The 25313-nt window shown below is 36.9% G+C and carries 23 protein-coding genes; all 23 read right to left on the bottom strand.

Annotated features, from left to right (window positions below; translation table 11 throughout):
- Positions 1-336 precede the first annotated feature (336 nt).
- Entirely contained in the window at positions 337-1176 is an 840-nt protein-coding gene (locus AC07VK_RS09480; protein ID WP_492954198.1) for an OmpA/MotB family protein, read from the bottom strand.
- Between the two features lie 123 nt (positions 1177-1299).
- Entirely contained in the window at positions 1300-1959 is a 660-nt protein-coding gene (locus AC07VK_RS09475; RefSeq protein ID WP_492960067.1) for a DUF2461 domain-containing protein, read from the bottom strand.
- A gap of 95 nt (positions 1960-2054) precedes the next feature.
- Entirely contained in the window at positions 2055-2453 is a 399-nt protein-coding gene (locus AC07VK_RS09470) for a DUF983 domain-containing protein (RefSeq protein ID WP_492954200.1), read from the bottom strand.
- Positions 2454-2457: 4 nt separating this feature from the next.
- Positions 2458-2730, bottom strand: a complete 273-nt coding sequence (locus AC07VK_RS09465; protein ID WP_492960065.1) for a hypothetical protein — start codon at positions 2728-2730, stop codon at positions 2458-2460.
- Between the two features lie 202 nt (positions 2731-2932).
- Positions 2933-4279: a DUF4302 domain-containing protein gene (locus AC07VK_RS09460; RefSeq protein ID WP_492954202.1), complete on the bottom strand. Its 1347-nt coding sequence runs from the start codon at positions 4277-4279 to the stop codon at positions 2933-2935.
- 11 nt (positions 4280-4290) lie between these two features.
- Positions 4291-5673 (bottom strand): substrate import-associated zinc metallohydrolase lipoprotein, encoded by a 1383-nt coding sequence (locus AC07VK_RS09455; RefSeq protein WP_492954203.1) that lies wholly within the window; start codon positions 5671-5673, stop codon positions 4291-4293.
- 8 nt (positions 5674-5681) lie between these two features.
- Positions 5682-7145 (bottom strand): RagB/SusD family nutrient uptake outer membrane protein, encoded by a 1464-nt coding sequence (locus AC07VK_RS09450; protein WP_492954204.1) that lies wholly within the window; start codon positions 7143-7145, stop codon positions 5682-5684.
- An 11-nt stretch (positions 7146-7156) separates the two neighbouring features.
- Positions 7157-10783 carry a SusC/RagA family TonB-linked outer membrane protein gene (locus AC07VK_RS09445; protein ID WP_492954205.1) on the bottom strand — a complete coding sequence of 1209 codons (3627 nt, stop codon included), beginning with the start codon at positions 10781-10783 and terminating at the stop codon, positions 7157-7159.
- Positions 10784-11126: 343 nt separating this feature from the next.
- Positions 11127-12287, bottom strand: a complete 1161-nt coding sequence (locus tag AC07VK_RS09440; RefSeq protein WP_492960063.1) for a FecR family protein — start codon at positions 12285-12287, stop codon at positions 11127-11129.
- A 62-nt stretch (positions 12288-12349) separates the two neighbouring features.
- Positions 12350-12949, bottom strand: coding sequence for an RNA polymerase sigma-70 factor (locus AC07VK_RS09435; protein WP_492960061.1), 600 nt, complete (start codon positions 12947-12949; stop codon positions 12350-12352).
- A gap of 224 nt (positions 12950-13173) precedes the next feature.
- On the bottom strand, positions 13174-13716 hold the full coding sequence (locus AC07VK_RS09430; protein ID WP_492960059.1) for a DUF420 domain-containing protein: 543 nt from the start codon (positions 13714-13716) through the stop codon (positions 13174-13176).
- Between the two features lie 88 nt (positions 13717-13804).
- Positions 13805-14500 carry an SCO family protein gene (locus tag AC07VK_RS09425; RefSeq protein ID WP_492960057.1) on the bottom strand — a complete coding sequence of 232 codons (696 nt, stop codon included), beginning with the start codon at positions 14498-14500 and terminating at the stop codon, positions 13805-13807.
- On the bottom strand, positions 14500-14853 hold the full coding sequence (locus tag AC07VK_RS09420) for a cytochrome C oxidase subunit IV family protein (protein ID WP_215130619.1): 354 nt from the start codon (positions 14851-14853) through the stop codon (positions 14500-14502). Before AC07VK_RS09420 ends, AC07VK_RS09425 begins: the two co-directional genes overlap by 1 nt.
- A 25-nt stretch (positions 14854-14878) precedes the next feature.
- A complete protein-coding gene (locus AC07VK_RS09415; protein ID WP_492954210.1) occupies positions 14879-15592 on the bottom strand; it encodes a cytochrome c oxidase subunit 3 in 714 nt (237 codons plus the stop codon).
- Between the two features lie 31 nt (positions 15593-15623).
- Complete coding sequence (locus tag AC07VK_RS09410) at positions 15624-16190, bottom strand: cytochrome c oxidase subunit 3 (RefSeq protein WP_492954211.1); 567 nt, start codon at positions 16188-16190, stop codon at positions 15624-15626.
- Between the two features lie 15 nt (positions 16191-16205).
- Complete coding sequence (cyoE, locus tag AC07VK_RS09405; protein WP_492960055.1) at positions 16206-17114, bottom strand: heme o synthase; 909 nt, start codon at positions 17112-17114, stop codon at positions 16206-16208.
- Positions 17115-17126: 12 nt separating this feature from the next.
- Positions 17127-18185, bottom strand: coding sequence for a COX15/CtaA family protein (locus AC07VK_RS09400; protein WP_492960053.1), 1059 nt, complete (start codon positions 18183-18185; stop codon positions 17127-17129).
- An 82-nt stretch (positions 18186-18267) separates the two neighbouring features.
- The gene (locus AC07VK_RS09395; RefSeq protein ID WP_492954214.1) at positions 18268-20148 is read right to left on the bottom strand and encodes a cytochrome c oxidase subunit I; all 1881 of its coding nucleotides are present in this window, start codon (positions 20146-20148) and stop codon (positions 18268-18270) included.
- A gap of 23 nt (positions 20149-20171) precedes the next feature.
- Positions 20172-21404, bottom strand: coding sequence for a cytochrome c oxidase subunit II (locus AC07VK_RS09390; RefSeq protein WP_492954215.1), 1233 nt, complete (start codon positions 21402-21404; stop codon positions 20172-20174).
- A 69-nt stretch (positions 21405-21473) separates the two neighbouring features.
- Complete coding sequence (locus AC07VK_RS09385; protein ID WP_492960051.1) at positions 21474-22697, bottom strand: quinol:cytochrome C oxidoreductase; 1224 nt, start codon at positions 22695-22697, stop codon at positions 21474-21476.
- A gap of 14 nt (positions 22698-22711) precedes the next feature.
- Positions 22712-23317: a c-type cytochrome gene (locus AC07VK_RS09380; protein ID WP_057931704.1), complete on the bottom strand. Its 606-nt coding sequence runs from the start codon at positions 23315-23317 to the stop codon at positions 22712-22714.
- Entirely contained in the window at positions 23289-23825 is a 537-nt protein-coding gene (locus AC07VK_RS09375) for a DUF3341 domain-containing protein (RefSeq protein ID WP_029275887.1), read from the bottom strand. The genes AC07VK_RS09380 and AC07VK_RS09375 overlap by 29 nt, the downstream gene beginning before the upstream one ends.
- Positions 23826-23827: 2 nt before the next feature.
- Complete coding sequence (gene nrfD, locus AC07VK_RS09370; RefSeq protein WP_057931705.1) at positions 23828-25300, bottom strand: NrfD/PsrC family molybdoenzyme membrane anchor subunit; 1473 nt, start codon at positions 25298-25300, stop codon at positions 23828-23830.
- Positions 25301-25313: the final 13 nt, after the last annotated feature.

Below are 25313 nucleotides of genomic sequence, written 5' to 3'. Positions count from 1 at the left end.
TTTTATTTGGAGCGCAGCGCCTGTACAAAACAATGAGTTTCTTCCCGTTTTCCGCTTTTACGCTTCGCTTCCTCGTACCTCGTTGCTGCAGGGTAACGCTGCAACCGGGGCTAAATGGCTAGAACAGTTTTTCATTTTTGGGGTTGCCGGGTGCACAAACCTTTGTTCCTAAACCCGATTAAAGCGAACATACCGATTCTTCATCGGTATAAAGCATAAAGCGGGACTGTAAACCTCCAAGAACCACAGGCCATCCATTTCCTAATTATAAAGAAATTATTCTTAAATGTCTTAAATATCGGTTGATGAGAACACCAACCGATAGTGTATTATACCTTATTTAATCAAGTTATAAAGTTCATCCAGCTTAGGCGAAAGTACAATTTCTATTCTTCTGTTTTTACTTCTTCCATCTGCATTTGCGTTGGTACCCAAAGGTTGAAATTCGCCTTTACCTGTAGCCGTCATCCTTACACTTTCTACCTTCTCATTCTCTGTTAAATAACGTACTACAGAGGTAGCCCTTAACACACTTAAATCCCAGTTATCTTTAATCTGTCCCAGGTTATTTATTTTCTGGTTATCGGTATGACCTTCAACAGCAATGTTTATCTCCGGTTGTTGTTTTAATACGTTTGCCAATTGGGTAAGGGCCTGTTTTCCTTTTTCATCAATAATAATACTTCCCGAAGGGAACAATAGTTTATCCGTTAGCGAAACATAAACTTTACCATTTTTAATTTCTACGGTTAAACCACTTTTGGTAAAGCCCAATAAAGCCTGTTGAAGTTTTTCTTTCAATGCATTGGTTGCTTCATCACGTTTACGCAAAACTTCTTCTACTTCTTTTAAGCGTTTTTCGCGGGCAGCTAAATCTCCAGATAGTTTGGTAATTTCTGATGAAGAATTATTTTTAAGCTTTTTATAGCTCGCATCCATTTCATTGTAATTGTTCTGCAGATCGCGAAGTTCTTCAGCCATTAAGGTCGTATCCTTTTTAAGCTTACTTACTTCTTTTTCTAAGTTTTCGATCTTAATTAAGCCCTCATTAAAAGCAGTATACAACGAATCTTTAGTACCTAATAAGGCTTTGTACTTTTTAGGCGAGAGAACAACACAAGAGCTTAGGGAAGAAATAAACAGGAGAACGGCAAATGCAAGAAAGGTATTTTTCATATTTATTGTCAAGATTTGAGTATCAAGTATCAAGACCTTTTATAGTTTGAACATTGACTATCGGTTATTGATTATTTTGGGTATTGATTATTTTGGGTATTGGTCATTGAAAATTAACAGTGGTTATTGCTCAATGGCATTCCGTAAAAATGCAACTAATGGTTGTACTGTTTTAAAAGAACTTATCAACTTATTAACGAGGTTTGGTTTTAAAAATTCTTCATCATCGATTTTTGTGGTGGCCTCGAAGCTTTTCAATTTTAAAAATTCGATATTTGGATCTGCCGGATCATAACCCTTGGGTGCATTTTTAAGGGCATTATCAACCCCCAGTTTAAAATTTTTCTTAAAGGCTGCATTGTTAATAATTTCTTTAAAATCGCCAATATTATAATCAATCTCTTGTCTGATCAATTTTAAATGTGGTGCATCCGGCATCCAGTATCCACCGGCAATAAAGCTTTTCTCTGGCTGAATATGCAGATAATAACCGGGTTCGTTCCCTCCTTTTTTGGTAGAGAACCATATGCCGAAGTTATTCTTATAAGGATCTTTATTTTTGCTGAAGCGCACATCGCGATAAATGCGTAAAAGGCACTTCTTTGGATCCATCTCTGCCGAAAGGGTTGGGTCTATTTTGGCCAGTTCTGGGATAATACTGGCTACGAGATTGAGTACGTCGGCCTTTGCATTTTCGTAAACTTCTTTGTTGGCGGCAAACCATTCGCGGTTGTTATTCTCCGCTACATCTTTTATAAAACTAAGGGTCTCTTTTTTTAACATACAGCATTACATGGGTTAACTGGTTAATCGGTTAATTGTTTAATCGCTGAATTTAACAATTAACCAGTTTATACGATTTAAACGATTAACCAATACTACTTATCGTAATAGGGTTTATACTTAATGTTCGGCGATAAAATATGAAGCAGTATAATTCTCGAATAGCGATAGTTAAACGGATATAGGATAAAACAACCTGCAAAAATAACGGTCAGGTAATGCCAGAAAGTTGCATCGGTAAGCGGGCCGAAAATTAAATAGGTGATAAAACTGGCGAACAGCATTTCGATTACATTCATCGCATAACTTACATACATGGCTGCATAAAAGTAACCAGGCTCAATTTCTATACGTTGTGCACAATGCCCGCAGATTTCTTTGGTATGCTGAATGTTCCAGCCATACATACTGCCTGTAAAAATATCTCCCCTGCGGCAATGCGGACACTTACAATGTACAATGGCATAAAGTTTTGAGGTAGTTTGCTCAGACATGCTTTTAATTGAGATTAAAAGGTTCTTTTTTCATGTTGAGATGAATATTCTTTTTGCGGTATTTTTTATACCAAACCACGCCAACAATAACAGCCATTAAATAAGGAAGAGATAAAAGATATAACACTCCGGTATTTAAGCCTGCTGTTTGTGTATTTCCGTTTTTAACACCTTGCTCGGCATTAATGGTACACATAGAACATTGGGCATTAACATTGGGACTTACCGCAAATGTACATACCAGTACAAACAGGATAAAAATTACTTTCTTCTTCATTCTCTACAAATATAAGCATAAACGCTTGGAGGGGTTTAAAAATTATGTCATAAAAAAACCCTTGCTTTTTAGGGCAAGGGTTACGGGAGAGAAAGATTAAAATTAGATTCTAATTATTTATAGCTTTCAGTATATAAAAGAACTAATAAAAAACGCTGCCTTTAACGTCCCAAAAAATGGTTTTTTTAAATATATCGGAGCATTATTGCAAAACAAACGTCATTACAATTGATGGATCTTCAACGCTTGTCATTTTACCATAAACATTTGCACCATCAACATAATAATCGAAAGTCACACTATTTGCCAATAAAAAAGCATGTAGTCTTGAAAGTGAATTTGTTACATATCCTCCAGATGCAGCTGCAAATTGAGTAAATTTGTATACCCCGTTTGCATCAACTGTGTAATTGTACACAATAGTAGTTATCCAACCAGAGCTTCCACCATTTTGACTACTAAAGCCATTTAAGTTTAACCTCTTGTTTGCAATGTTCCAAGCAAAATTGATTCGACCATAGTTAAAACTATATCCAGTTACGGCAGGTGTTAAGCCATTATGAAAATAATTTAGAATAGTGGCACCATTGGTACTTGTTCCAGGGTATATGGTTTTATATTCGGACAGCATACCTCCGTATTTACTACCCCATAGCCTATAAAGCGGAACTATAGGCGCTGCAGAATTTTTAATAATATATTCTTTTCCGGTAGAATCATATAAAACTAAGGTTGTTGCGTCCTTCCAGGCAAGACGGATAAAAGTAATGCCTTGCCATACTAGACCTCCATTTAGAATTTCAGCCCCAGTTAAGCTAAAAGCAAACTTTTGACCACTAGAAAAAACCGTAGACCCATCAGCTAAAACACCTGTTAGATCTATCCTTTTACCAGATAAAACGCTATTGGAAACATTTGGAGAAACACCAACTTTTAGCGTACTAGCACCAACAACGACTTCAATATATGGGTTCGCATAAGTATTGAAATAATCTTTAATTTTATCAATAGCAGTTTTTAATCCGGCACTTTCATAAGCAGCTCTTTGGGCAGCAGTGGCCTTGATCATTTTTAATGGCTGGCGGTATCTTTTACCTATAAAAACAATACTATCTCCTGAAATTCTATCGTAAATAAAATCAACATCACTCTTAAAACCTGTTTTAGCGATTCCCCCAAAAGTTGAAGGATCTGGATCGTTCAACATGGTGATGTAGTTAAATGTATCAAAAACTAAATCTACACCTTGATCTTGCTTAATTCGATAATATGAAGCATATTCTGTTTTAGATGATGCATCACTTAAATCAGCGTACATCTTAACGTTTTCGGTAGCATCAAACTTCATAAAGAAGCTATATCCTCCTCCATCAGCAGTTGGTGTAGTAGCAATCCATCCGTTTTCGGCAGAGCTTAAAGTAGTTTTTACTTTTGCAATGGCTTCACCCATCCTAATTTCTGGATCTTGATCAAATTTAGCTACAAATGATGATTTCTTGCAGCCTGCAAATATTAACAGGCAAGTGAATAAAAATAATATTCTTTTCATAACAGTTATATTTATTGCCCTAAAGCACCGTAAAAATAGTTTGTAGGCGTACCACTAACATAAAAACCGCCAAAATTGGTATAAGTACCAGCATTATATCCAGCTGGTAACCAGTCTGCAACAAAGGTATTATTAACAAAATAGTCCAACAAAGGCTGTATTCCTGGTTTAACTGTATTTGCATTTCCTACCCAGCTTGCATCTGTACCTCCGGCTGTACCCGTTGTAAATTTGGTTTCGCCAGTAGTCGTATTAATCGCCATATTTAAAGCATATCTAGCCTCCAGGACTGATCCAGCAGAATTAGAATAATTAACATAAACCGTTGCAGCAGTACCTGACGTAAAATCAAATCTAATGTAATTTAACACCCTATTTGCCCCACCTATTGCAGCGAGTGCTGTTTTAGAATTTTGATAAACAGCTTTGAATTGATCAGAAATACCAAATTGGCTATAGGTTACATCATTATCCAGATTAATCGTCATGCTTTTATACAGGTTCCTGTTTAACCAATAGCCAAAAGAAACTGATGGATCTTTTAAAGTAGTTTTGATATAGTTCTGTACTTCCTTTTGCAGTTTTCTAAAGTCGATTCCGAATGCGGTTGTAAAATAATTTACCACATTTGCCTCTTTTAATTTAAGTCTACTTTTAGCAGTCGCATTGGCAGTATTGGCATAGTTGTCATAATATGATTGACCTGAAACCAATAAAGTTGCGGTTGTTTCGGCATAATCTTCTGTTGGGCTACCACTGGCATAACTACCTAAAAATCCATTATCTTTAGCTGTTTGAGCTGGTGTTAAAGTCCATGGCTGTTTATATGTACCACCAGATATCGCTTCAAAATCAATAGGAATAGCTACAGTTTGATTTAAAATGTGGGTAAATTCGTGATGAATTACATACAATCTGGAAGTTACAAAGCCAGGGGAAAGACTGAAATTGTTAAGTCCGTACAATGTAACCCTTCTACCTCCAGCTGCTGTTCCTGCTATAGCAGAGCCATCGGTTTGATATTTTGCAGAGCCATACAAAACCCATTCTTTAGGATTTGTGCGTTGTACAAAATCCAAACCAGCAATTTTTAGATACGGAGCCATGTAGCCATCTAATACCGTTTGCATCATAGGCTGTACATTTTCAGGCTTAAGCGGTGCTACATCAGCTGCGGCATCTCCATAATAATATCTGTTGAATCTGTATACAACTTTCATGTTATATGGATTTAGAAAGGTTGTATTTAACCATTTATCCAAATCTGTATTAGATTCAGGCATATCTAAATTATACTTGTTGAAATCAACATCTAAATCCTCAGTTTTTCTACATGAGGTAGCAAGAGCCAAAATTACCATTATGGCTAATGAACTTTTAATAAAATTTTTCATAAACATATTTATCTTGGATTTAGTTCTACTCCAGAAAGCTTTACTTCATTAGGTAATTGAAACAATCTACGCGGGTCGCCAGGTTTTAATTCCATGAAGCTCTCTACACCAACATTACTAAATATATTATGTTTAACAGTTAAACCACTACGAACAATATCCATCCACCTTATACCTTCTTCCAAAAATTCTGCTTTTTTTGAGTCTAAAATGGTTTGTATCAATCCCTGTTTAGGATCGTCGATACTATAAAATGCTTTTATTTTAGCTAAGGTGACTACATCGGTAGCAGCATTGTAATTTCTAATTCTAACCTTCATAAAATCGTTTATATCTTTTAAGGCCGCTTCATTATTACCCAATTGGGCATAAGCCTCAGCCCTGTTCATTAAGGTTTCATCAGCGGTAAGTAACGGAACAACCAAGTATGGGAAACCTATACCTGGCCCTGTGTAGAAGAAATAGTATAAATACTTTAGCGTATTATAGTTTCCGGCACTCCATTGGTAAACCTTATTTGCCAGTATTTTGCCAGTAACGTTAGGAGAAGTATACATCCTAACCAGCTTATTGCCAATACCATGATTTGGTGTATTTACATAAGTATAAGTACTATAAGCATTACCTAGCATAATTGCTGTTCTTTGCTCGGTTTTAGTATAGTTGGCTCTAAAATCGTTGTTTGTCATTTCGTACAAGGTCGTAGAAACCGGTCTCATATTATTAACAAAATCGTTTCCAGAAACGGTTAAATTGGCATGATCAATTACTTTTTGCCAATCGCCAAGAAACAGATAAAAACGTGAGGCGAACGCATGTGCAGCTGAAGGCGTGAAATGGTACTTAGGAACCGTATAAGCACTTGCAGATAATAAAGGCAATCCCTCTTCAAGATCCTTTTTAATTTTATCATAAGTTTCTTTAACTGTTCCTCTCGAATATTGCTTAATCGGCTCAGTTTCTGGCACAGTAACATAAGGTACACCAGGAGAACTGTTAGCCCCTCCTATTTCGTAAGGTTTTGCAAAAAATACAGCTAACATAAAGTGAGCATAGGCACGTGCTACCAATGCTTCTCCCTTATACGGCAATACGGCATTACCAAAGTTCCCGTTCTCGATGGCCTGTAATGCCTGGTTGGCCGCAGCAATAGCTTCATAGCATCCATTCCAGTAGGACCCTGGGCTATTTGTATCGGTTCCTGAAAGGTCTTCCCAGTAATACGGCTTATCCCATTGATCGTTCAAAGTCCCTACACCTTTTTCCTTTTCTTCGGTATTATCCGAGGCAGCCTCTGCAAAAGTGATATAATGAGCAGAAGGGTATGCTGTTGCAGTTAATTGCGCTACTTTAGCAACAGTTGTTATCTCTGTTCTATTATCAGGTACTTCATCTAAAAATTTCTTACAAGATTGTAACGATACGAGCAACATTACACTTGATAATATGGTAATTGATTTTATTAGTTTCATAGTCTTTTAAATTAAAATCCAACTCTTAATGATAATGTAAACTGTGTTGGAACCGGTAATGCAACACCCCCTGTAGAAAAGAATTCAGGATCTTCACCGTTAAGTCTCTTATCGGCATAAAGAACCGCCACATTGTCGCAAGCAACAATAAGGGACGCATTTGTCATTTTAAACTTTGAAGTGATTTTCTTAGGAATATCATAACTAGCAGTAATTCTAGAAAGTTTAATATAATCTCCACTTACAACACGTTCTGTAGAATAGTTATAAAGGTTATAAGGATATACTGGATTAGTTGTAGAACCTGTAGAACTTACAATCGCTGCTGCAGAAACTGGATCGAGCAAGGCAGGGATGTTTGTAATTTTTTCGTCTCCTGGCATAATCCATCTATTTAACACATCGCGACTTAAAGTTGTCATATCAGAATAAGAAGCAGAGATAGATGGCGCTAGACGTAGTGCATTTCCTGCAGAGAATTTAAATAGAGCAGATAAAGAGAAGTTTTTGTACCTGAACTGATTAAAAAAGCCTCCTGTTGTTGTCGGATCTGTTGGACCTTCATATTTTAAGATATCAATATCATCATCTTGTAGGCCAATATACGTTGTGGCAGTACTATTTGCACCATAGAAAGTTGGATAACCATATTGTGGATTTAAACCAGCAAACTGAACCGAAAACAATCCTCTTTGCGGGTACCCTAAAACTGCCCCCCCTGTTGCAGAAACTGCTCTCCAAATATTAGGAAGTGCATCTAGCTCTGTAATTTTTGTTTTATTAAATGCAAAGTTAAAATTGGTTGCCCATTTAAAATCACCAGCATTAATTGGCGAACCCGATATAGTGAATTCGATACCTTTACTAGACATTGCCGCATAGTTGGCGGTTTTGGTGAATTCGCCTCCAATACCAGAAGTATTCAAGTTACCCAATAGATCGTGAATATTACGATTATATAGGTCGACAGATAAATTTACTTTGTTTTTAAAGAATCTTAAATCTAAACCTATATTGGCATCGTACGATTTTTCCCAGGTTAACTCCGTATTTTGAAGCGTTGAAATATAGGTTTGAACTTCCTGATCTTTTAAAAACTGTCTTCTAGATATTTGATCATAAAAAACGGGAAGCGAGTTGGTAGCACTACCAATGCTGGCAGTTAAACCATACGATCCTCTTAAAACGGCTGAAGTTACGATATCATTTTTAGGCCAGAAACTTTCTTGATCAGCATTCCAAGAACCAGATACATTCCAGGTTGGTAACCATCTTGCATTCCTGCTCCTACCCATTTTATTAGATCCATCGTAACGTGTGGTAGCATTAAAACTATAACGACCTTTGTACGAGTAAGCTGCCCTTAGCATGTAGGCAATATAGCGTTCGTAGTTGTTACCCATTCCAAAATAAGCCTTACCTGCTTCACCGGCTTGCTTAAAATATAAGTAACTTGGATTTACTAAGCCGCCATTTTCATATTGATAGCCAACTCCATTAAAATATTCATTCTGCCTATCAATATACCTAACCTCCATTGAACCAAAAACATTAACGAGATGTTTATCATTAAAGTTCTTATCGTATACAAGATCGTGTCTGAAATAATAGTTTGTTAGGTTGTCGCCGGCAGTATTGTAAAATCCACCTGTTGGCAGCAGGCTTGTGGGCAAACCAGTAGGATTAGCTGAATCTATGTATAAATACTGATTATCACCATCGCGTGTGGCATCACCACCAGACCTAAATGCCTGAGCTTGATTAGATTGCTCTAACACATAACTCTGTCTTTCTGATTTCGAAAACCTATAAGCGGCATTGATAGAGTAAGTTAAAGAAGGAATAATTTTATACTTTACCCCTCCTTGTACTTTAATATCAAGCATCTGGAGTTTTGTGTAATTATTTTCAAGCTCATTTAAAATATTAAATGGAGCGTAATTTCTAACAAAATACTCTAGGTTCCCATTCTCATCATATGGCGTTATAAGGCGGCTTGTATTACGCGCATAATTATATGGATTCACATCAAATTCACGATAGTAGCTGCCATATACCGGATCTGATTTACGATCAGAATTACCACTGGGTGTTCTTTGATTACGAACGGAAGCTGTAGTAAGCAATTCAAAGCTTAATTTACTGCTGGGTGCAAAATTTGCCCTGAAGTTTCCGGTAAAGCGATCTACATTGCTACCAATGGTTTGACCTTTATCATTCAAATATGATGTTGAGGCATAGGTTTGGAACTTTTCTGTACCTGAGGTTACACTCATAGAATGCTCTTGCTTCAATGAATTCTTGTAAAGAATATCGAACCAGTCTGTATTAGCATTCGCATATCTGGTTAAAAAATTTGAAACACTTGATTTATCATATTTTAAAGCAAAGGTTTTTGTTGCCGGATCATAATTATAAAGCTCATTGTACATTTTATGGAAGATACCTCCATTTTGACCACTTGAAGATCCTGGGATTTGATAAGCTCCTTTATTAAAATACTCAATCAAAACAGCCATTTGCTCGTCTGAGTTCAAAATGTCTGTTCCTTCGTAAGTTGGTTTTGAGTAAGTTGTAAAGTTCCCAGTATAACTAATTTTGGGGGCACCTTCTGTTTGTCTACCCTTTTTAGTGGTTACAACAATAACACCGTTCATGGCTCTTGCGCCGTACATAGCTGTAGCAGCTGCATCTTTCAAGATATTGAAACTTTCAATATCATCAGCATTTAATCCTGCAACTGATGATCCTAATAATGTATTCGCATCACCACTTGATAAAGCTTCATTTGAAATATTAACCACATCTTCCAAAATAATGCCATCTATAACCCAGAGAGGTTTATTGTCTCCAGACAGAGAGGTTGCGCCACGTACCCTGATTTTTGGTGCTGCACCAAATGTACCTGATACGTTTTGTAAGGTAACACCCGCTACCTGTCCTTCCAACATACGGCTGATATCAGATACTCCTAATCTTTCTACATCAGATACTTTTAACTGAGTGGCTGCACCTGTAAATAATTTTCTGTCCAGCTGCTGATAACCAGTAGAAACAACATTTACCTCTTTTAACTGGGCAGCATCTTCTTCTAAGGTTACATTGATAACGGTTTTTCCACCAATGGGAACTTCGAGTGTTTTGTAACCTATAAAGCTAAAGGTTAAAACGCCACCCTCTTTTACTGAAATGCTATAATCGCCCGATCCATTGGTTGATACCGCGTTGGCAACCCCTTTTTCTCTTACGCTTACACCTGGCAAAGCACTTCCACTTTTATCTCTTACTTTACCAGTAATTTTTACCGCAACAAAATAACCAATTACTTTATCGAAAATACTCTTCTCTTTTGGTTTGATTAAAATTGTTTTGTCTTCAATAGTATAGGTTAAATCCCGACCAGAAATAATCTTGGTCATTACTTCTTCTATAGTCGCATTATTAAAGTTTGCATTTAAAGTAGTAGTACTTTTAATGGTGTTGGTTGATAACAATACATCATAACCAGATTGCTGTCTGATTTCCCTAAACATTTTTTCTAATGTTACATTTTTCTCTTTTAATGTAACCAGCTGGCCAAATGAAGCTGCACTTACCTGCATTAGCGAGGCAAGTAATATGACCGTAACTAACTTCATAATTAATAGCAATTTAGGTATGTAGCGTCGATGCGTACATAAAATTCTAATATAAATTTTGTACATTTAATAGTCTGTTTTTGTGCGAAGCGCAATAAAGTTTAGACGCCAAAAAGCGTTTCGCGGTTATCCAAGAAATAATTGATTTTTAATCGATTCCGGCTTACGGAATAGCTAAACAGATAATAAAGGGGGTGTTGCAAGCACTCCTTTTTTATTTATTCAACGTTGAATCGTCAGGAGTTTTGTCGAGGTTTATTCATCATTTGTTAAGTTTTAGGTTAAGTTGATTAATTAGTTATTTTTAGAGATAAAGGTTAGTTACTTCTTCATCTTTTCTCGTTTATTCCTTATAGACAATAACTTTATTGCCTTTAATATCGAAACGCACCTCTCCGGTCTGCTCAAATTTTCTTAATACTTTCGAAATTTTTTCAAAACGGCTTACCGTTCCATAGTACATTACCTCTTTCGCATCCTGATCGGCATATTCTATTTCTACATTGTACCAACGGGCAACTTTGCGTAAAATGCTTTCTTGCCTTTCGTTATTAAACATAAAATAGCCGTTCTTCCATGCTATTGCTTCATCAACATTTACTTCTTTAACATCCATGCCAGAAACAGATACAAAAGATTGCTCGCCAGGTTTAAGCACCTCGCTCTCATTGGTAATATTATGAGAAACACGTACACTTCCTTCCAGCAAAGTGGTTTTAGTTACCCTTTCATCTTTATAACTATTAATGTTAAAGTGCGTACCCAATACCTCAACAGATTGCTTATCAGTTTCTACAATAAAAGGATGTGTTGCATTTTTAGCTACTTCAAAATAAGCTTCGCCATCTAGTTTAACAACACGCTGTTTAGCGGTTCCAATATTTAACGAATACTGAATTGAAGATGCTGCATTTAGCCAAACCATAGAACCGTCGGGCAACTGGATTTGCCACTCGCCACCATTTGGGGTCGAAATGGTATTTAATCTGCTATCATTTACATTTTCTGATCCTGCTACATTATACACCAATTGGCCATCAGCAGTTTTGGTGATAGAGAAACCTGCTTCTTTGGCAATATAACCATTCATCGCATCCGAAAGTGAAATTTTCTTTCCATCGGCAAGTGTGAGAATGGCTTTGTTTTTTCCCGGCGCCACGTCAGTAGCAAAAACATGTTCTTTCTTTTTTTGTAAAGAGAGGTAAGCGGCGAACGAAAACACAATAAAAACAACTGCGGCGGCAGCCCATTTTAAGCTCTTCATTAAAATACGCTTAGGCGACCGGCTTGGTTTATCTACCGCTAGAATTTTATTTAGAACAGGATTCCATTTTTCCTCAACAACATTAACCGCACATTCTTCTTCTGCGATAATCATTTTCACAATTTCGTCAGAAAGCAATGATGTGTTGTTTTCTGCTAAAACTAAAAGTTCTTCCCTTTCAGCCTGGCTTAGTGCTTTTGCTGTAAACTGTTGTAATAAGTAATGTATACGTTCTTCCATAAAGATTCTGATACTAAGAAGCAGTAAAAGAAAATTAGGACTACCGGGATATTAATTTTTTTCTATTTTATTTTCAAAAAGAAGCAAAACATTGGGAAAAAGAATACAATCCCGTGTTGATCGAGGTGTATACGTATCGATTTAAGGGCAATTACCAGGGCATTTTTAACCGTATTAGGCGATATATTGAGTATTTCTGCAATTTCAGGTATAGTTTTACCATCGCGTCGGCTCAATTGATATATATATTTGCGTTGATCAGGTAATTTTTCGACAGCAATGGCAATAATTTTTGTTACCTCGTTTAAATTGATAGTTTCTACCGTATTGTTATGGCTATTTTGTTGCTTGGCCATAAATGCATCAACAACTCTATCTTCTTTTAATTTTTTACGCAGGTAGCTTAAACATTCATTAGAAACATATTTATATAGATAGGCTTTCACATTATCAACTGCTGCTAATTTATCGCGATTTAGCCAAACCCTTAAAAAAGAATCTTGAATAATTTCTTCAGCGGCATCTTCAGATTTAGTGAACTTAGTGGCAAAAATGTGGAGTACAGGAAGATATTTGAAAAACAAAACAGAAAAAGCCTGTTCATCTCCCCCTACGATTTTTTCTATAAGCACATGTTCTTTATCTGCGTTGCTTAGCATCATAAAATTAGTTCATCACAATTTGCTATGTCTTCCATTATTCTGAGACGTAATAATAAATAGATTATCATTAAAAGAGAAGAAAGATTTAAACCAAAACATTTTAGCATGATAATAAACTTCTTTACCAAATATACTGATTAAGAAATTTTAGCCGGTAAAAAATTAATTAAAAATAAAACCCCTACTTTTTAGGGTAGGGGTAAAAAAGTTAAGCCAGGACAACCTTAGTATTGATAATACGGTGATATCATCAGGTAAACCACTACTCCGGTTATGGCTACATACAGCCATAGCGGAAAAGTAATCCTGGCAATTTTTTTATGACGATCGAAACGCTCGGCCAATGCCCTTACATAAGTAACCAATACCAGTGGAATAATGGCTATTGACAATAGGATATGCGTTAACAAAATAAAGAAGTAGGCATATTTAATAGCCCCCTCACCACCAAATTTGGTAGATGGCGTAGTCATATGATAAGCGATGTACATGACCAAAAACAATAAAGAACAGCCGATAGCGGTTTTCATTAGGTTTTGGTGTAATTGTATTTTACCATTTTTTATGGCCCATACTGCAACAACCAGCAGTACAGCTGTTATACCGTTAATGGTAGCATATATCGGCGGTAAAAAAGGCAAGGTAGGTGCATCAATGCCTAAATCTTTTAGTTTTACTACGAATAAAAATGCTACAGCTACGGGTATAAAAATAGAAAGAATGATAATCCACTTGCTATACTTTTTCTCAATCGGCGAATTTTCCATGAGTTTTTTAAATCTCTTTTATATTATTATTTTGTATCAACTTAGGGCTTCAAACGGTCCCCCCCCAAAAACCTAAACACTTAGCCAGTTACCTGCCGTCTTTAAGGTTCCTTAAATACTCGGCAATAAGTACTTTTACCTCATCTTCCAACTTAGCATTAGCTCCAGCGTCATCGGCTTCATAAATACCACGTATGCGGTGTAGATTATCAATAAGCACTATTTTATTGCTAAAAATAAAATTGGTTTTCTCTTTCGTTTCATCTGCAACTACATCAAGTAATAAACCTTTTCTGATTAACGGATAAGTTTGAATGGTATCGCCTATCAGAAAATCCCATTTTCCAGCTTTTGCCTTAAACTGTTCGGCAAAATCTTTTATTCTACCTTTATCAAGCGGATCAACAGACAGACTTAAAAACTTAACCAAAGGTTTTTGCTCATACCCATCAGCTAGTTTCTTAATGTATTTATTTGTTTCCTGGTTGTTGGCACCGGTATAAAATAAATTTAGTACCACAATCTTGTCCTGTAACGATTTCCAGGTAACGGTATCGTTATGCTGGTTTACGAGTTTAAAATCAGGAACCTGATGATAAATGGTATCTGGGATTTTCTTTCCTTTTACACTGTGGAAAGTTGATGCAACTACTTTTTCACCAAAGATGGGCAAACTCTTATACCTATTCTTGGCGAAGTGCGGCAATAAGTAAAAAAACAAAAATCCCGGTATAGCTAAAATGCTTACCAGGATTATTACCTTTTTTATAGGACTTCTTTTCATTAATGGTTCATCATGTGGATGTTTAAAAACCCACCTTCTATCAGCATTAGAACAATAAAGTAAATAATGAAAATGAATGATACTGTTAATGCAAGTTGTAAACCTAGCTTTTCATATTTTAAGTGCATAAAATAAGCTACAATATAAAATGCTTTTAACAGGGTTAATGCGATATAAATGTAATTACCGATGTGCTGGGTCATATATCCTTTAGGGATTAATACCAGTGCTATGATAAATTCAATTACGGTGATTAATAAAAGGATACCGAAAACTTTCCAGATTTTACCTTTTGATAAACCTGCATGATCCCCGTGCCCGTGCTCTTCTGTTGTATGTGTATGCTCTGACATAAAAATATTTTTATAATATGATAAATTAAACCAAATAGAAGAATGTAAATACGAACACCCAAACTAAATCTACAAAGTGCCAGTATAAACCAACTTTCTCTACCATTAGATAATGTCCTTTTTTCTCAAAAGTTCCATTAATTGTCATGATTAAGATGATGATGTTAATGATTACCCCACTAAATACGTGGAAACCGTGGAAACCAGTAATGGTAAAAAATAAGTTTGCAAATTGCTGTGCTGCAACTAATGATACATCTTCTGGCTTAAGGAAGAAATGTTTTAATTCTTCAGCTGAAGGAATATGTCCCCACCAGAAACCATCGTGGTGTAAGTGAGTCCACTCTATTGCCTGACAGCCCAAGAACATGAAACCACCAATGATGGTTGCAATCATCCAGCCGATAACTTCTTTTTTAGAACGTCTGTGACCTGCCTCTACCGCTAAAACCATGGTTACCGAACTCATGATTAAGATAAAGGTCATGATACCTACGAAAACTAATGGAGCGCCATGTTCTGCAATACCCGGAATAGATTGAAAAACTTTATCTGGAGCTGGCCATGTTAATTTAGAAAAACGCTGAGCGCCGTAGTAGATCAATAAAGATGAAAAGGTAAAAGCATCTGACAAAAGGAAAAACCACATCATGATTTTACCATATTCTACCGACCACGGAGAACGACCACCATTCCATGGTCCGGTTTTAACTTGATCTAATTGTGATACTGCATTCATTTGGAAATAGTATAATAGTTTGTTAACAAATTTAACGGTTCAAAAGTAAAAAAACATACAGATATATCCATAATATATCTATAAAATGCCAAAAAATAGAAGCAATTTCCATTCTATACTGGACTTTGGCAACAGGAAGGCTTTTATAGCTTCCTGCTAAAGCATTAATAATAAGGCCAACACCACCAATAATGTGTAATAAGTGCATGCCAGATACCACATAAATAAATGATATTGCTGCGTTATTTCCTACCAGGGTTGCTCCGGTTCTAACCATACTTCCCCAGGCATTAAACTGCATTACACCAAAAGCGATGGCTAATATTACAGTAATCCACAGCATATTGCGCTGCAAGCTAAAGTTCAGTTTCCTTAAAGCCTTCGATGCAAGCATCAAGGTAATGCTACTTGCAATAATTACTAAGCTAGAGTAAATAAAAGCATCAGGTAAAACCAAGCCGTGTCCCTTTCCCTTCGAGGCGGCAAATACCAGATAATAACTGGTAAAACCACCAAACATAATTGTTGATGATACGACAAATAACCAAACAATAAATTTCCTTGGTTTAGGGTCAAACGTATCCTGCATCTTTTCCATTGTTAGCACCATAAATTATTTTGCTATAAAATTTAATAATAAGCCCAACTGTACCGCCGGGATGTAAAAAAACGAACAGAACATTACTTTCTTGGCATCGGCCAATTCTCTGCTCATTAAAAGTTTAAAAGCCAGCCAGCTAAAAATAAGTCCGGCAATTAAAGATAAACCTGCGATGTAATACCCTCCAAAACCATATAGTGTTGGCAGTAAACTTACAGGAATTAAAACCAGCGTGCTTAAAAAGGTAAGCAGTGCCGATGTTTTATCTCTTTTCTTGGTTGGCAATAATCTAAAACCAGCTTTCTTATAGTCATCATCCAAAACCCAGGCAATTGCCCAAAAATGTGGAAACTGCCATACAAATTGAATTAAAAACAGAATGCCTGCAATGTAATAATCAATTTCGTGGAACATTTCTGCTTTTAAACTGCCAAATGCTGCCAAATACCCAATAAGCGGTGGTAATGCACCTGGAATGGCACCTACAAAAACTGCTATTGGCGATTTTCTCTTCAATGGTGTATAGGCAAAAGCATATAACAAAATCGAAAATACAGAGAGTAAACCAGTTTCTAAATTTAGTTTACCGAGCAACCAGGTACCTAAAAATGCCATGAAAACACCTAAAATCAATCCTTGTCCGGTAGTCATTCTACCAGCCGGCATAGGGCGATCCTTAGTTCTAGACATTAGCTTATCTAAATCCTTTTCAATAATTTCGTTAAAACAGTTTGCAGCAGCGGTTACTAAAAAACCACCAGCAATCAATATTAGCCAGTTTCCCCAATCGATACTAGGGATATGGCCTCTACCCACCTGCATTTTCTGCCCGATCAAAAAAGAGATCGATGCCGAAAACACTACCGTAAACGATAGCCTGAATTTGATAAGTTTAGAAAAATCTGAAATATATTGTTTCAATTTTCTTAAATATTATTGTTTATATGTACTTGTTCGGTAAACCAATAAGTACAGGTAAAACTGTAAACTAAATAACAACGTAGAGAATAAAATATGTAATGCCTGCGCTGCCGGTGGGAAAGCTATATATGCTAATGCAAAACCACTTAATAACTGTATGAGGAGCGTTATTAATATAAACCTTGCGGTTAACAAGGGTGCAGCCTTACCACTAAAACGGTCTATAACCATTTTATATACTACTGCATTGGCAATTACTACGAGTATAGCTAAATCGCGGTGATAAGAGAATACTTCTCCTACTTTCGAAATCCATGTATTCTTGCTTCCGTAAGAGAGTGACTTTGCAATCACATCTACTGCTTCTCTAACGTCGGTTCCTAGAACAATCTGAACGATACTGATTACGAGGGTAAAAAACAAAAATCCTTTTAACCATGCTATTCGGTACATAATTACCGAAGGCACTTTATTCAATTGCTTCGCATAATTGTAGGTATAAATAGATATCACTAAAATAACCAATGCCAACAACATGTGTACAGTTACCACCCATTGCGCCAGGTTTGTAGAAACCACTATCGAACCTAACCAACCCTGGTATCCCACAACAAAAAGATTCAGGATACTGAGTACAATAATTCGTTTAGCTGTTTTGCGGTAAGCAAATGAATACACAGCTGTTAAAAACAAGAATATCCCCGCGGCTACCCCAGCCAATCTGTTCAGGTATTCGGTCCAGGTTTTAGTTGGATTAAACGCTTCAGGTATGGTAATACTCTTATCATGCCTAATGCTGTCAGCCAAGGCTACTTTGCCCATGCTTTCCAGATATTTGGCAAACTTTTCATTCTTCTTTAACCTACCTGCTACATATTTCTCTTTATAATTGGCAGGAAGTTGCGATACATCAGTTGGCGGAATGTAACGATCGAAACATTTAGGCCAATCCGGACAACCCATGCCCGATCCGGTACTGCGCACAATACCACCGGCAAGTATAACCAATAGCGTAACTATGATGGTTATCAGATTAATTCTAATGAAACGTTGTTCTGATCTGCTGACCATATATCTATTAAGATGAAAAGGGTATCCGGATAAGCAGAAACTTAATCAGATACCCCTTTTAAAATTTTATTTTAAGCTTAAACTAGCCCTTGTTTTCTGCAACAGGGTTAGCTAGTTCCCAATCTTGCTGTATTTTTTCTGCTTCTGCATTTCCTTCAAAATCGTGAGGCAAGTTAGAGCTCATGGTTTGAGAGAAAGGAACAGTTTGAGGAATAAAATCCGCATCATGTCCGGGTTTGCTATAATCATATGGCCATCTGTAAACGGTAGGAATTTCTCCCGGCCAGTTACCGTGTAGGTGTTCTACCGGAGCAGTCCATTCTAATGTATTCGATTCCCAAGGGTTTTGAGGAGATACTTTTCCTTTAAAGATTGAATAAAAGAAGTTAAACAAGAACGCTACCTGAGCTAGTGCTGCCATAATAGCTGCCCATGTTACAAATACGTTAACCGTTAACCATTTCTTCATAAATTCAAATTCGGTAAATGCATAGTAACGACGAGGTACACCATCTAAACCTAAGAAGTGAAGCGGGAAGAATACCAGGTAAGCTGCAATGAAAGTTAACCAGAAGTGTAGATAACCTAATTTAGCGTTCATCATTCTACCGAACATTTTAGGGAACCAGTGATACACACCCGCAAGCATACCAAAGATTGCTGCAGATCCCATTACCAAGTGGAAGTGGGCAACAACAAAGTAGGTATCGTGTAAGTTAATATCTAATGAAGCATTTCCTAAGAATATACCGGTTAAACCACCAGAGATAAAAAATGAAACTAAACCGATAGCAAATAACATTGCTGGAGTGAAACGGATGTTACCACGCCATAATGTAGCTAAATAGTTAAAGGTTTTTACTGCCGATGGTACCGCGATGATTAACGTTGTAATCATAAACACACCACCCAACAATGGATTCATACCGGTTACAAACATATGGTGACCCCATACGATGAATGATAATACGGTAATTCCAATTAACGAGTAAACCATTGCATGGTAACCAAAGATTGGTTTACGTGAGTTTACTGAGATTACTTCTGATGAAATACCTAAGGCTGGCATAATTACGATATATACCTCAGGGTGACCTAAGAACCAGAATAAGTGTTGCCACAAAATTGGCGAACCACCTTCATTTGGTAAAATATCGGTACCCATAACGATATCTGATAAGTAGAAACTTGTACCGAAACTACGGTCGAACACCATTAACACTACCCCAGCTACAAGAACAGGGAAAGATAAGATACCTAAAATAGCGGTCAAAAAGAAAGCCCAGATAGTTAATGGCATTTTCCAAAGGTCCATACCTTTAGTACGCATGTTTAAGATTGTACTTACGTAGTTAATACCACCCATTAGCGATGATGCCACGAAAAGTACCATACTTACCAACCATAAAGTCATACCTAAACCAGAACCTGGCATTGCTTTCGCTACAACCGATAATGGCGGATAAACCGTCCAACCACCAGATGCAGGTCCTGTTTGGATAAAGAATGAAGACATCATGATCACACAGGCCATAAAGAAGAACCAGTATGAAAGCATGTTCAAGAATGGCGAGGCCATATCTCTTGCTCCAATTTGAAGTGGAATAAGTAAGTTACTAAATGTACCACTTAAACCTGCTGTTAGTACAAAGAATACCATGATGGTACCGTGGATGGTTACCAAAGCCAGGTAAAAATCGGGTTTAATACGACCACCTTCAGCCCATTTACCTAAAAATGTTTCTAAGAAAGGAAAATTCTGATCTGGCCAGGCCAATTGAATACGGAATAAAATTGATAAGCCCATTGCTATTACCGCCATAATAATACCGGTAATCAAAAATTGCTTAGCAATCATTTTATGATCCATACTAAAGATGTACTTTGAAATCAAAGTCTCTTTATGATGCCCATGATCAGCGTGATCGTGATTGTGTTCGTCGTGTAATGCTATTGTTGACATAATTCGTTCGCTCCTGCTTAATATTATTTATTTAAAGCCATTTGGTTAGTTTTCACAGCTGCTGAATCTTTAGCTGCTGAATCTGCTACTGATTTTACAGGTGCAGGTGCCACTGGCAAATTAAATTGTTTTCTTAAATCGTCATTTAAGTATGTTTTCTGTTCAGCTATCCAAGTTTTGTACTCAGCCTCAGAAACAACACGTACAACTTTTTGCATGTTGTAGTGACCTGATCCACAAATCTTAGCACATAAAAAAAGGTACTTAAAGTTAGGATCGTTAGTTTCTTGCTGCATTTCTGCAGTAGTTTTTGTAGGCGTAAACTCAAATATAGTTCTCATGCCTGGTACTGTATTTAACTGTACTCGGAAGTGCGGCATATAAAAACTGTGAATTACATCTTTACTGGTTAAGATCAATTTAACTGGTTTACCAACAGGAAGAACCATTTCATCTGCCATCTCATCATCGCGGGAGTTGATATCTTTGAAATCGATACCCAATGTATTGGTAGCAGTAGTTAACTTGTAGTTTTTGTTACCTACTATTCCATCAGCTCCAGGGTAACGGATAGACCATTTAAACTGCTCAGAAGTAACTTCTATCTGTAATGGTTTGTGGTTTGGATCTTCAACTTTGAAGAAAATAGATCTCCAGGTTAAGAAACCCATTAGTACCAAAACAGTTAATACTAAAGCCGGAACAATTGTCCAGATTTTTTCGATGGTATTATTGTGTGGATAGTAGTAAGCTTTTCTTTTAGCCGAGTATTTATAGATATAAGAAAATCCGAATAATAAGATGTGTGTTACAACAAATACAATCGTGGTAATGATTAATGTTAAATTAAACATTTCATCAATTTTCTTTCCATGCTCTGATGCCGCATCAGGAAGCAACATTGCCCCATGTACTGTATATTCCCAATATACACCATATAACCCGATCACTAAAAACAGCGCAAATAAACTTGCGTGTACCCTGTTCCAGTTAATACCAACAGGTTTACCTTGTGCTTCGCGGCTTAATTCATATACTTTTATGGCTTTACCAATAATTGCAATGAATAAGCATACGGCAAGGAAAACCAGAATATAAAATATTACCGATTTATAAACCTCGCCCATATCAACTTTCGGTGCCGCGGCAGCACCTGCTGCTGCATCTTGCGCAAATACGCTAGTGTTTGCAAAAACAGTAATCAATACTGCTAAAGCTGCGGTCGTTTTATTCGTTATAAACTTTCTTAAACTCATTTTCTTAAAAGTAGTACGCTGTACTGCTAATTATAATAATAATTAAATATTTGCTTTATCCTATCACCACTACAGTTGATGATGCAAACTTTCTTGTAATAATGGGTGATTCTTTGCAATTAAAGGTTTCTTGCTTAACGATGTTAAAACCGTAAAGGTAAACAATCCTACGAAACCTACTGCAGTACCAATTTCAATGATACCGAAACCATTATGTCCTTCTTCTACCGCTCCTGGCATAATCATTTGATAGTAATCTACCCAGTGACCTAAAAGCACCACAATAGAAACGAACAACAATTTCGCATCTGTTCTTTTGTTATCTCTGTCCATTAATAATAATACTGGCGCTAAGAAGTTCATGGCCAGGTTTAAGAAAAACCAGAACTTGTAATACTCAAAGCGTTTGTAGAAATATACAGTCTCCTCAGGCATGTTTGCATAGTAGATCAATAAGAATTGAGCAAACCATACATAAGTCCAGAAGATAGAGAAACCGAAAATAAACTGACCTAAATTGTGTAAGTGGCTATTGTTAACCCATTGCATATAACCAGCTCTTCTTAATAAGATAAGAATAATGGCGATAGTAGCTAAACTGCTTACCCACATAGCGGCGAAGTTATACCAACCGAACATGGTTGAGAACCAGTGCGCCTCTAATGACATTACCGTATCGAAAGCAAAAATTGGCGTTGTAAAACCATAAATTACTAAGAAGATACAAGCATTTTTAAAGCTTTTTCTGTAAGAATTTAAACCACCTGCTAAATCTTCGTTGTACGAAAACTTAACAAACATGATCGAAAATATACTATAGATACCTAAGAACACCACTTGGCGGCCTAAGAAAAAAGGTACATTTAAGAACACTGATTTACCAGCGATGATAGAATCATAATTAGCACTGTTTGGATCTGTTAATCCATCTGCATGCCAGTGATGGTATAAGTTGTGTGTGTACAAACCTGCCGAAATTACGACAACAAGTATTACAGCTGCAATAGGCAATGTTTTTGCCATAGCTTGTGGTACACGTAAAATTGATGCAGACCAACCTGCCTGAGCTACATATTGAACAGCCAGGAAAAATGTACCCGACATACAAACGCATGCAAAGTAATATGCCATAAGCAACAGGTTAGCAAAAGTACGCTCGTGCATTACTTTATCACCAGCGAAAAAACCATAACCAACAGCAGCAACACCTAAAATGATACCAACGATGCTTAATGTTTTTACTTTACCTGTAAACTCAAACTGTTCACTAAAATTAATATTGTGAGTTCCCATTTATATTTGCTTTACTATTGTCCTTTTTGTAATTGTTGAACATACATCACCACTTTCCAACGATCTGTTGGTGAGATTTGCGAAGCATGCGAGCCCATGTTATTTACACCGTAAGTAATGGTGTGGTAAATTTTACCTGCGGTAAGATCAACCATGTTACCACCTCTAGACGATGCGCCTGTTTGATAAGCAGGTACACCACTAAATTTCTCAATTTTAACTAAGTGTCCTTGTCCATCGCCTTTTTCTCCGTGGCAAGGGCTACAGAAAACGGTAAATAAGTGTTTACCCTGAGCTAAATTAACAGTATCTACTGGTAAAGGGTTAACCATGCTCACACCTGCTGCTTCATATCCTTCTTTTGTATTAGGATACTCATCATATTCAGTAAAACCTACTGGTTTAGTGTGTGCAGGTGGCAACTGAGCTGTTTTACCATCTTTAAAATTTTTGTTTGGTTGATCTGGATTGTAAGCAATCGGATCATACATGTTTCTGGCATATTCTAAGCCAGTACTGCGTTTATCTTTACAAGCAGAAAAGGTAGCTGCAAAAGCGATAGCTAAAAACGCCGTGTAAACAAATTTATTCTTATTCATAGCTAATGTACTTCCTTTCATTATACTTTATTTCTAAAGCACCTGCATCTTTTAATAATCCATCAATTACAGTATGTTCTACATTGTCTTTTGCATCAACTGCAATAACAAAACGATCATCAGTAGCACGTAAATCCATCACTCTTGGTGCTCTTCCCGGAAATAAGTGAGTAGATGCATAATAGGTTAACACCATACCGAAAGCACAGAATAATACTGTAAGCTCGAACATTATCGGAATAAAATCCGGTAATGCGAATGATGGTTTACCACCTATGTTTACTCTCCAGTCGATTACTGCGCAGAAATAAATCAAAGCGAATGCACAGCAAGTACCGGTAATACCAAAGCAAAATGCTGCGATATCGATTCTAGATCTTTTAATTCCCAATTTGGCTTCTATTCCGTGTATAGGCATCGGTGTATATACATCATGAATGCTGATGTTATTTTCCTGAAGCTTTTCGATGCCGTGCATCATTTCGTCAGGATCGCCAAAGCTGCCTAAAATATATTTGATATCACTCATTGTTATATTTTTGCGTAATCTTCTTGTTTAACACTATCAAATTTTTCTAAAGACTCTACGTATTCTGCAACGTATTCTTTATTCTCATGCCCTTCTTTAATCTGTTTCATTTTGGCTTGCTCACTTGCAGTTTTTAATAATAATTTAACCTCTGCTATAGCGATTGATGGCAATACTCTTAAGAATAATAAGAATAAAGTAAAGAACAAACCAATTGATCCTACGAATACACTAATATCAACCCATGTTGGATAGAACATTGCCCAACTTGATGGAATATAATCGCGGTGTAATGAAGTAACGATAATTACGAAACGCTCGAACCACATACCCACGTTTACTACGATTGATAAAATCCAGGTCGCTTTAATGCTTAAACGGATCTTTTTGAACCATAACAACTGTGGAGAGATTACGTTACAGGTCATCATCATCCAGTACGACCACCAGTAAGGACCGGTAGACCTGTTGATAAATGCATACTGCTCATACTCAGAACCTGAATACCAGGCAATGAAGAACTCAGTTAAATAAGCCACACCAACGATTGATCCGGTTAAGATGATGATTTTATTCATCGACTCGATATGGAACATGGTGATGTAGTTTTCTAAGCCCAATACTTTACGTGCAACCAATAATAAGGTTAATACCATCGCAAATCCTGAGAAGATCGCCCCTGCTACGAAGTATGGAGGGAAGATGGTCGTGTGCCATCCTGGAATTACCGATGTTGCAAAGTCCATTGATACAATGGTGTGTACCGAAAGTACAAGTGGTGTAGAGATACCTGCTAAGATTAACGACACCGCTTCGAAACGTTGCCAGGTTTTAACACTTCCACTCCATCCAAAAGAGAAGATAGAATAGATTTTTCTACGTGTACCCACTGCACGGTCGCGGATGGTAGCGATATCTGGCAATAAACCTGTGTACCAGAATAATAATGATACAGAGAAGTAAGTAGAGATCGCAAACATATCCCACACCAATGGTGAGTTAAAGTTTACCCAAAGTGATCCGAATTGATTTGGTAAAGGTAAAACCCAGTACGCTAACCATGGACGGCCCATGTGCGATACAACGTAAGTAGCAGCACAGATTACGGCGAAAATCGTCATCGCCTCTGCCGAACGGTTGATGGAGTTACGCCAGTTCTGACGGAAGAGTAATAGTACTGCCGAAATTAGTGTTCCAGCGTGACCGATACCTACCCACCATACGAAACCGGTGATATCCCAAGCCCAACCAACTGTTTTATTTAAACCCCATGCACCGATACCGTTCCAGAAAGTGTAGCTTACTGCTACTACCCAAAGTAAAGCACCTAATGAGGCAACGATGAAACCAATCCACCAAGCCTTGTTCGGCTTGTTTTCTACCGGGCTTAAAATATCATCCGTAATTTTTGCATACGTGATGTTATCTCCGGTAATTAATGGTTCTCTAAGTATTGATTCGTTATGTCCTGACATAATTTGTATTTTC

This window comes from Pedobacter sp. GW821-FHT01D05 (assembly GCF_059422505.1).
Note: the sequence above shows the minus strand (reverse complement) of the source record. Positions and strands in the feature narration are given on the sequence as shown.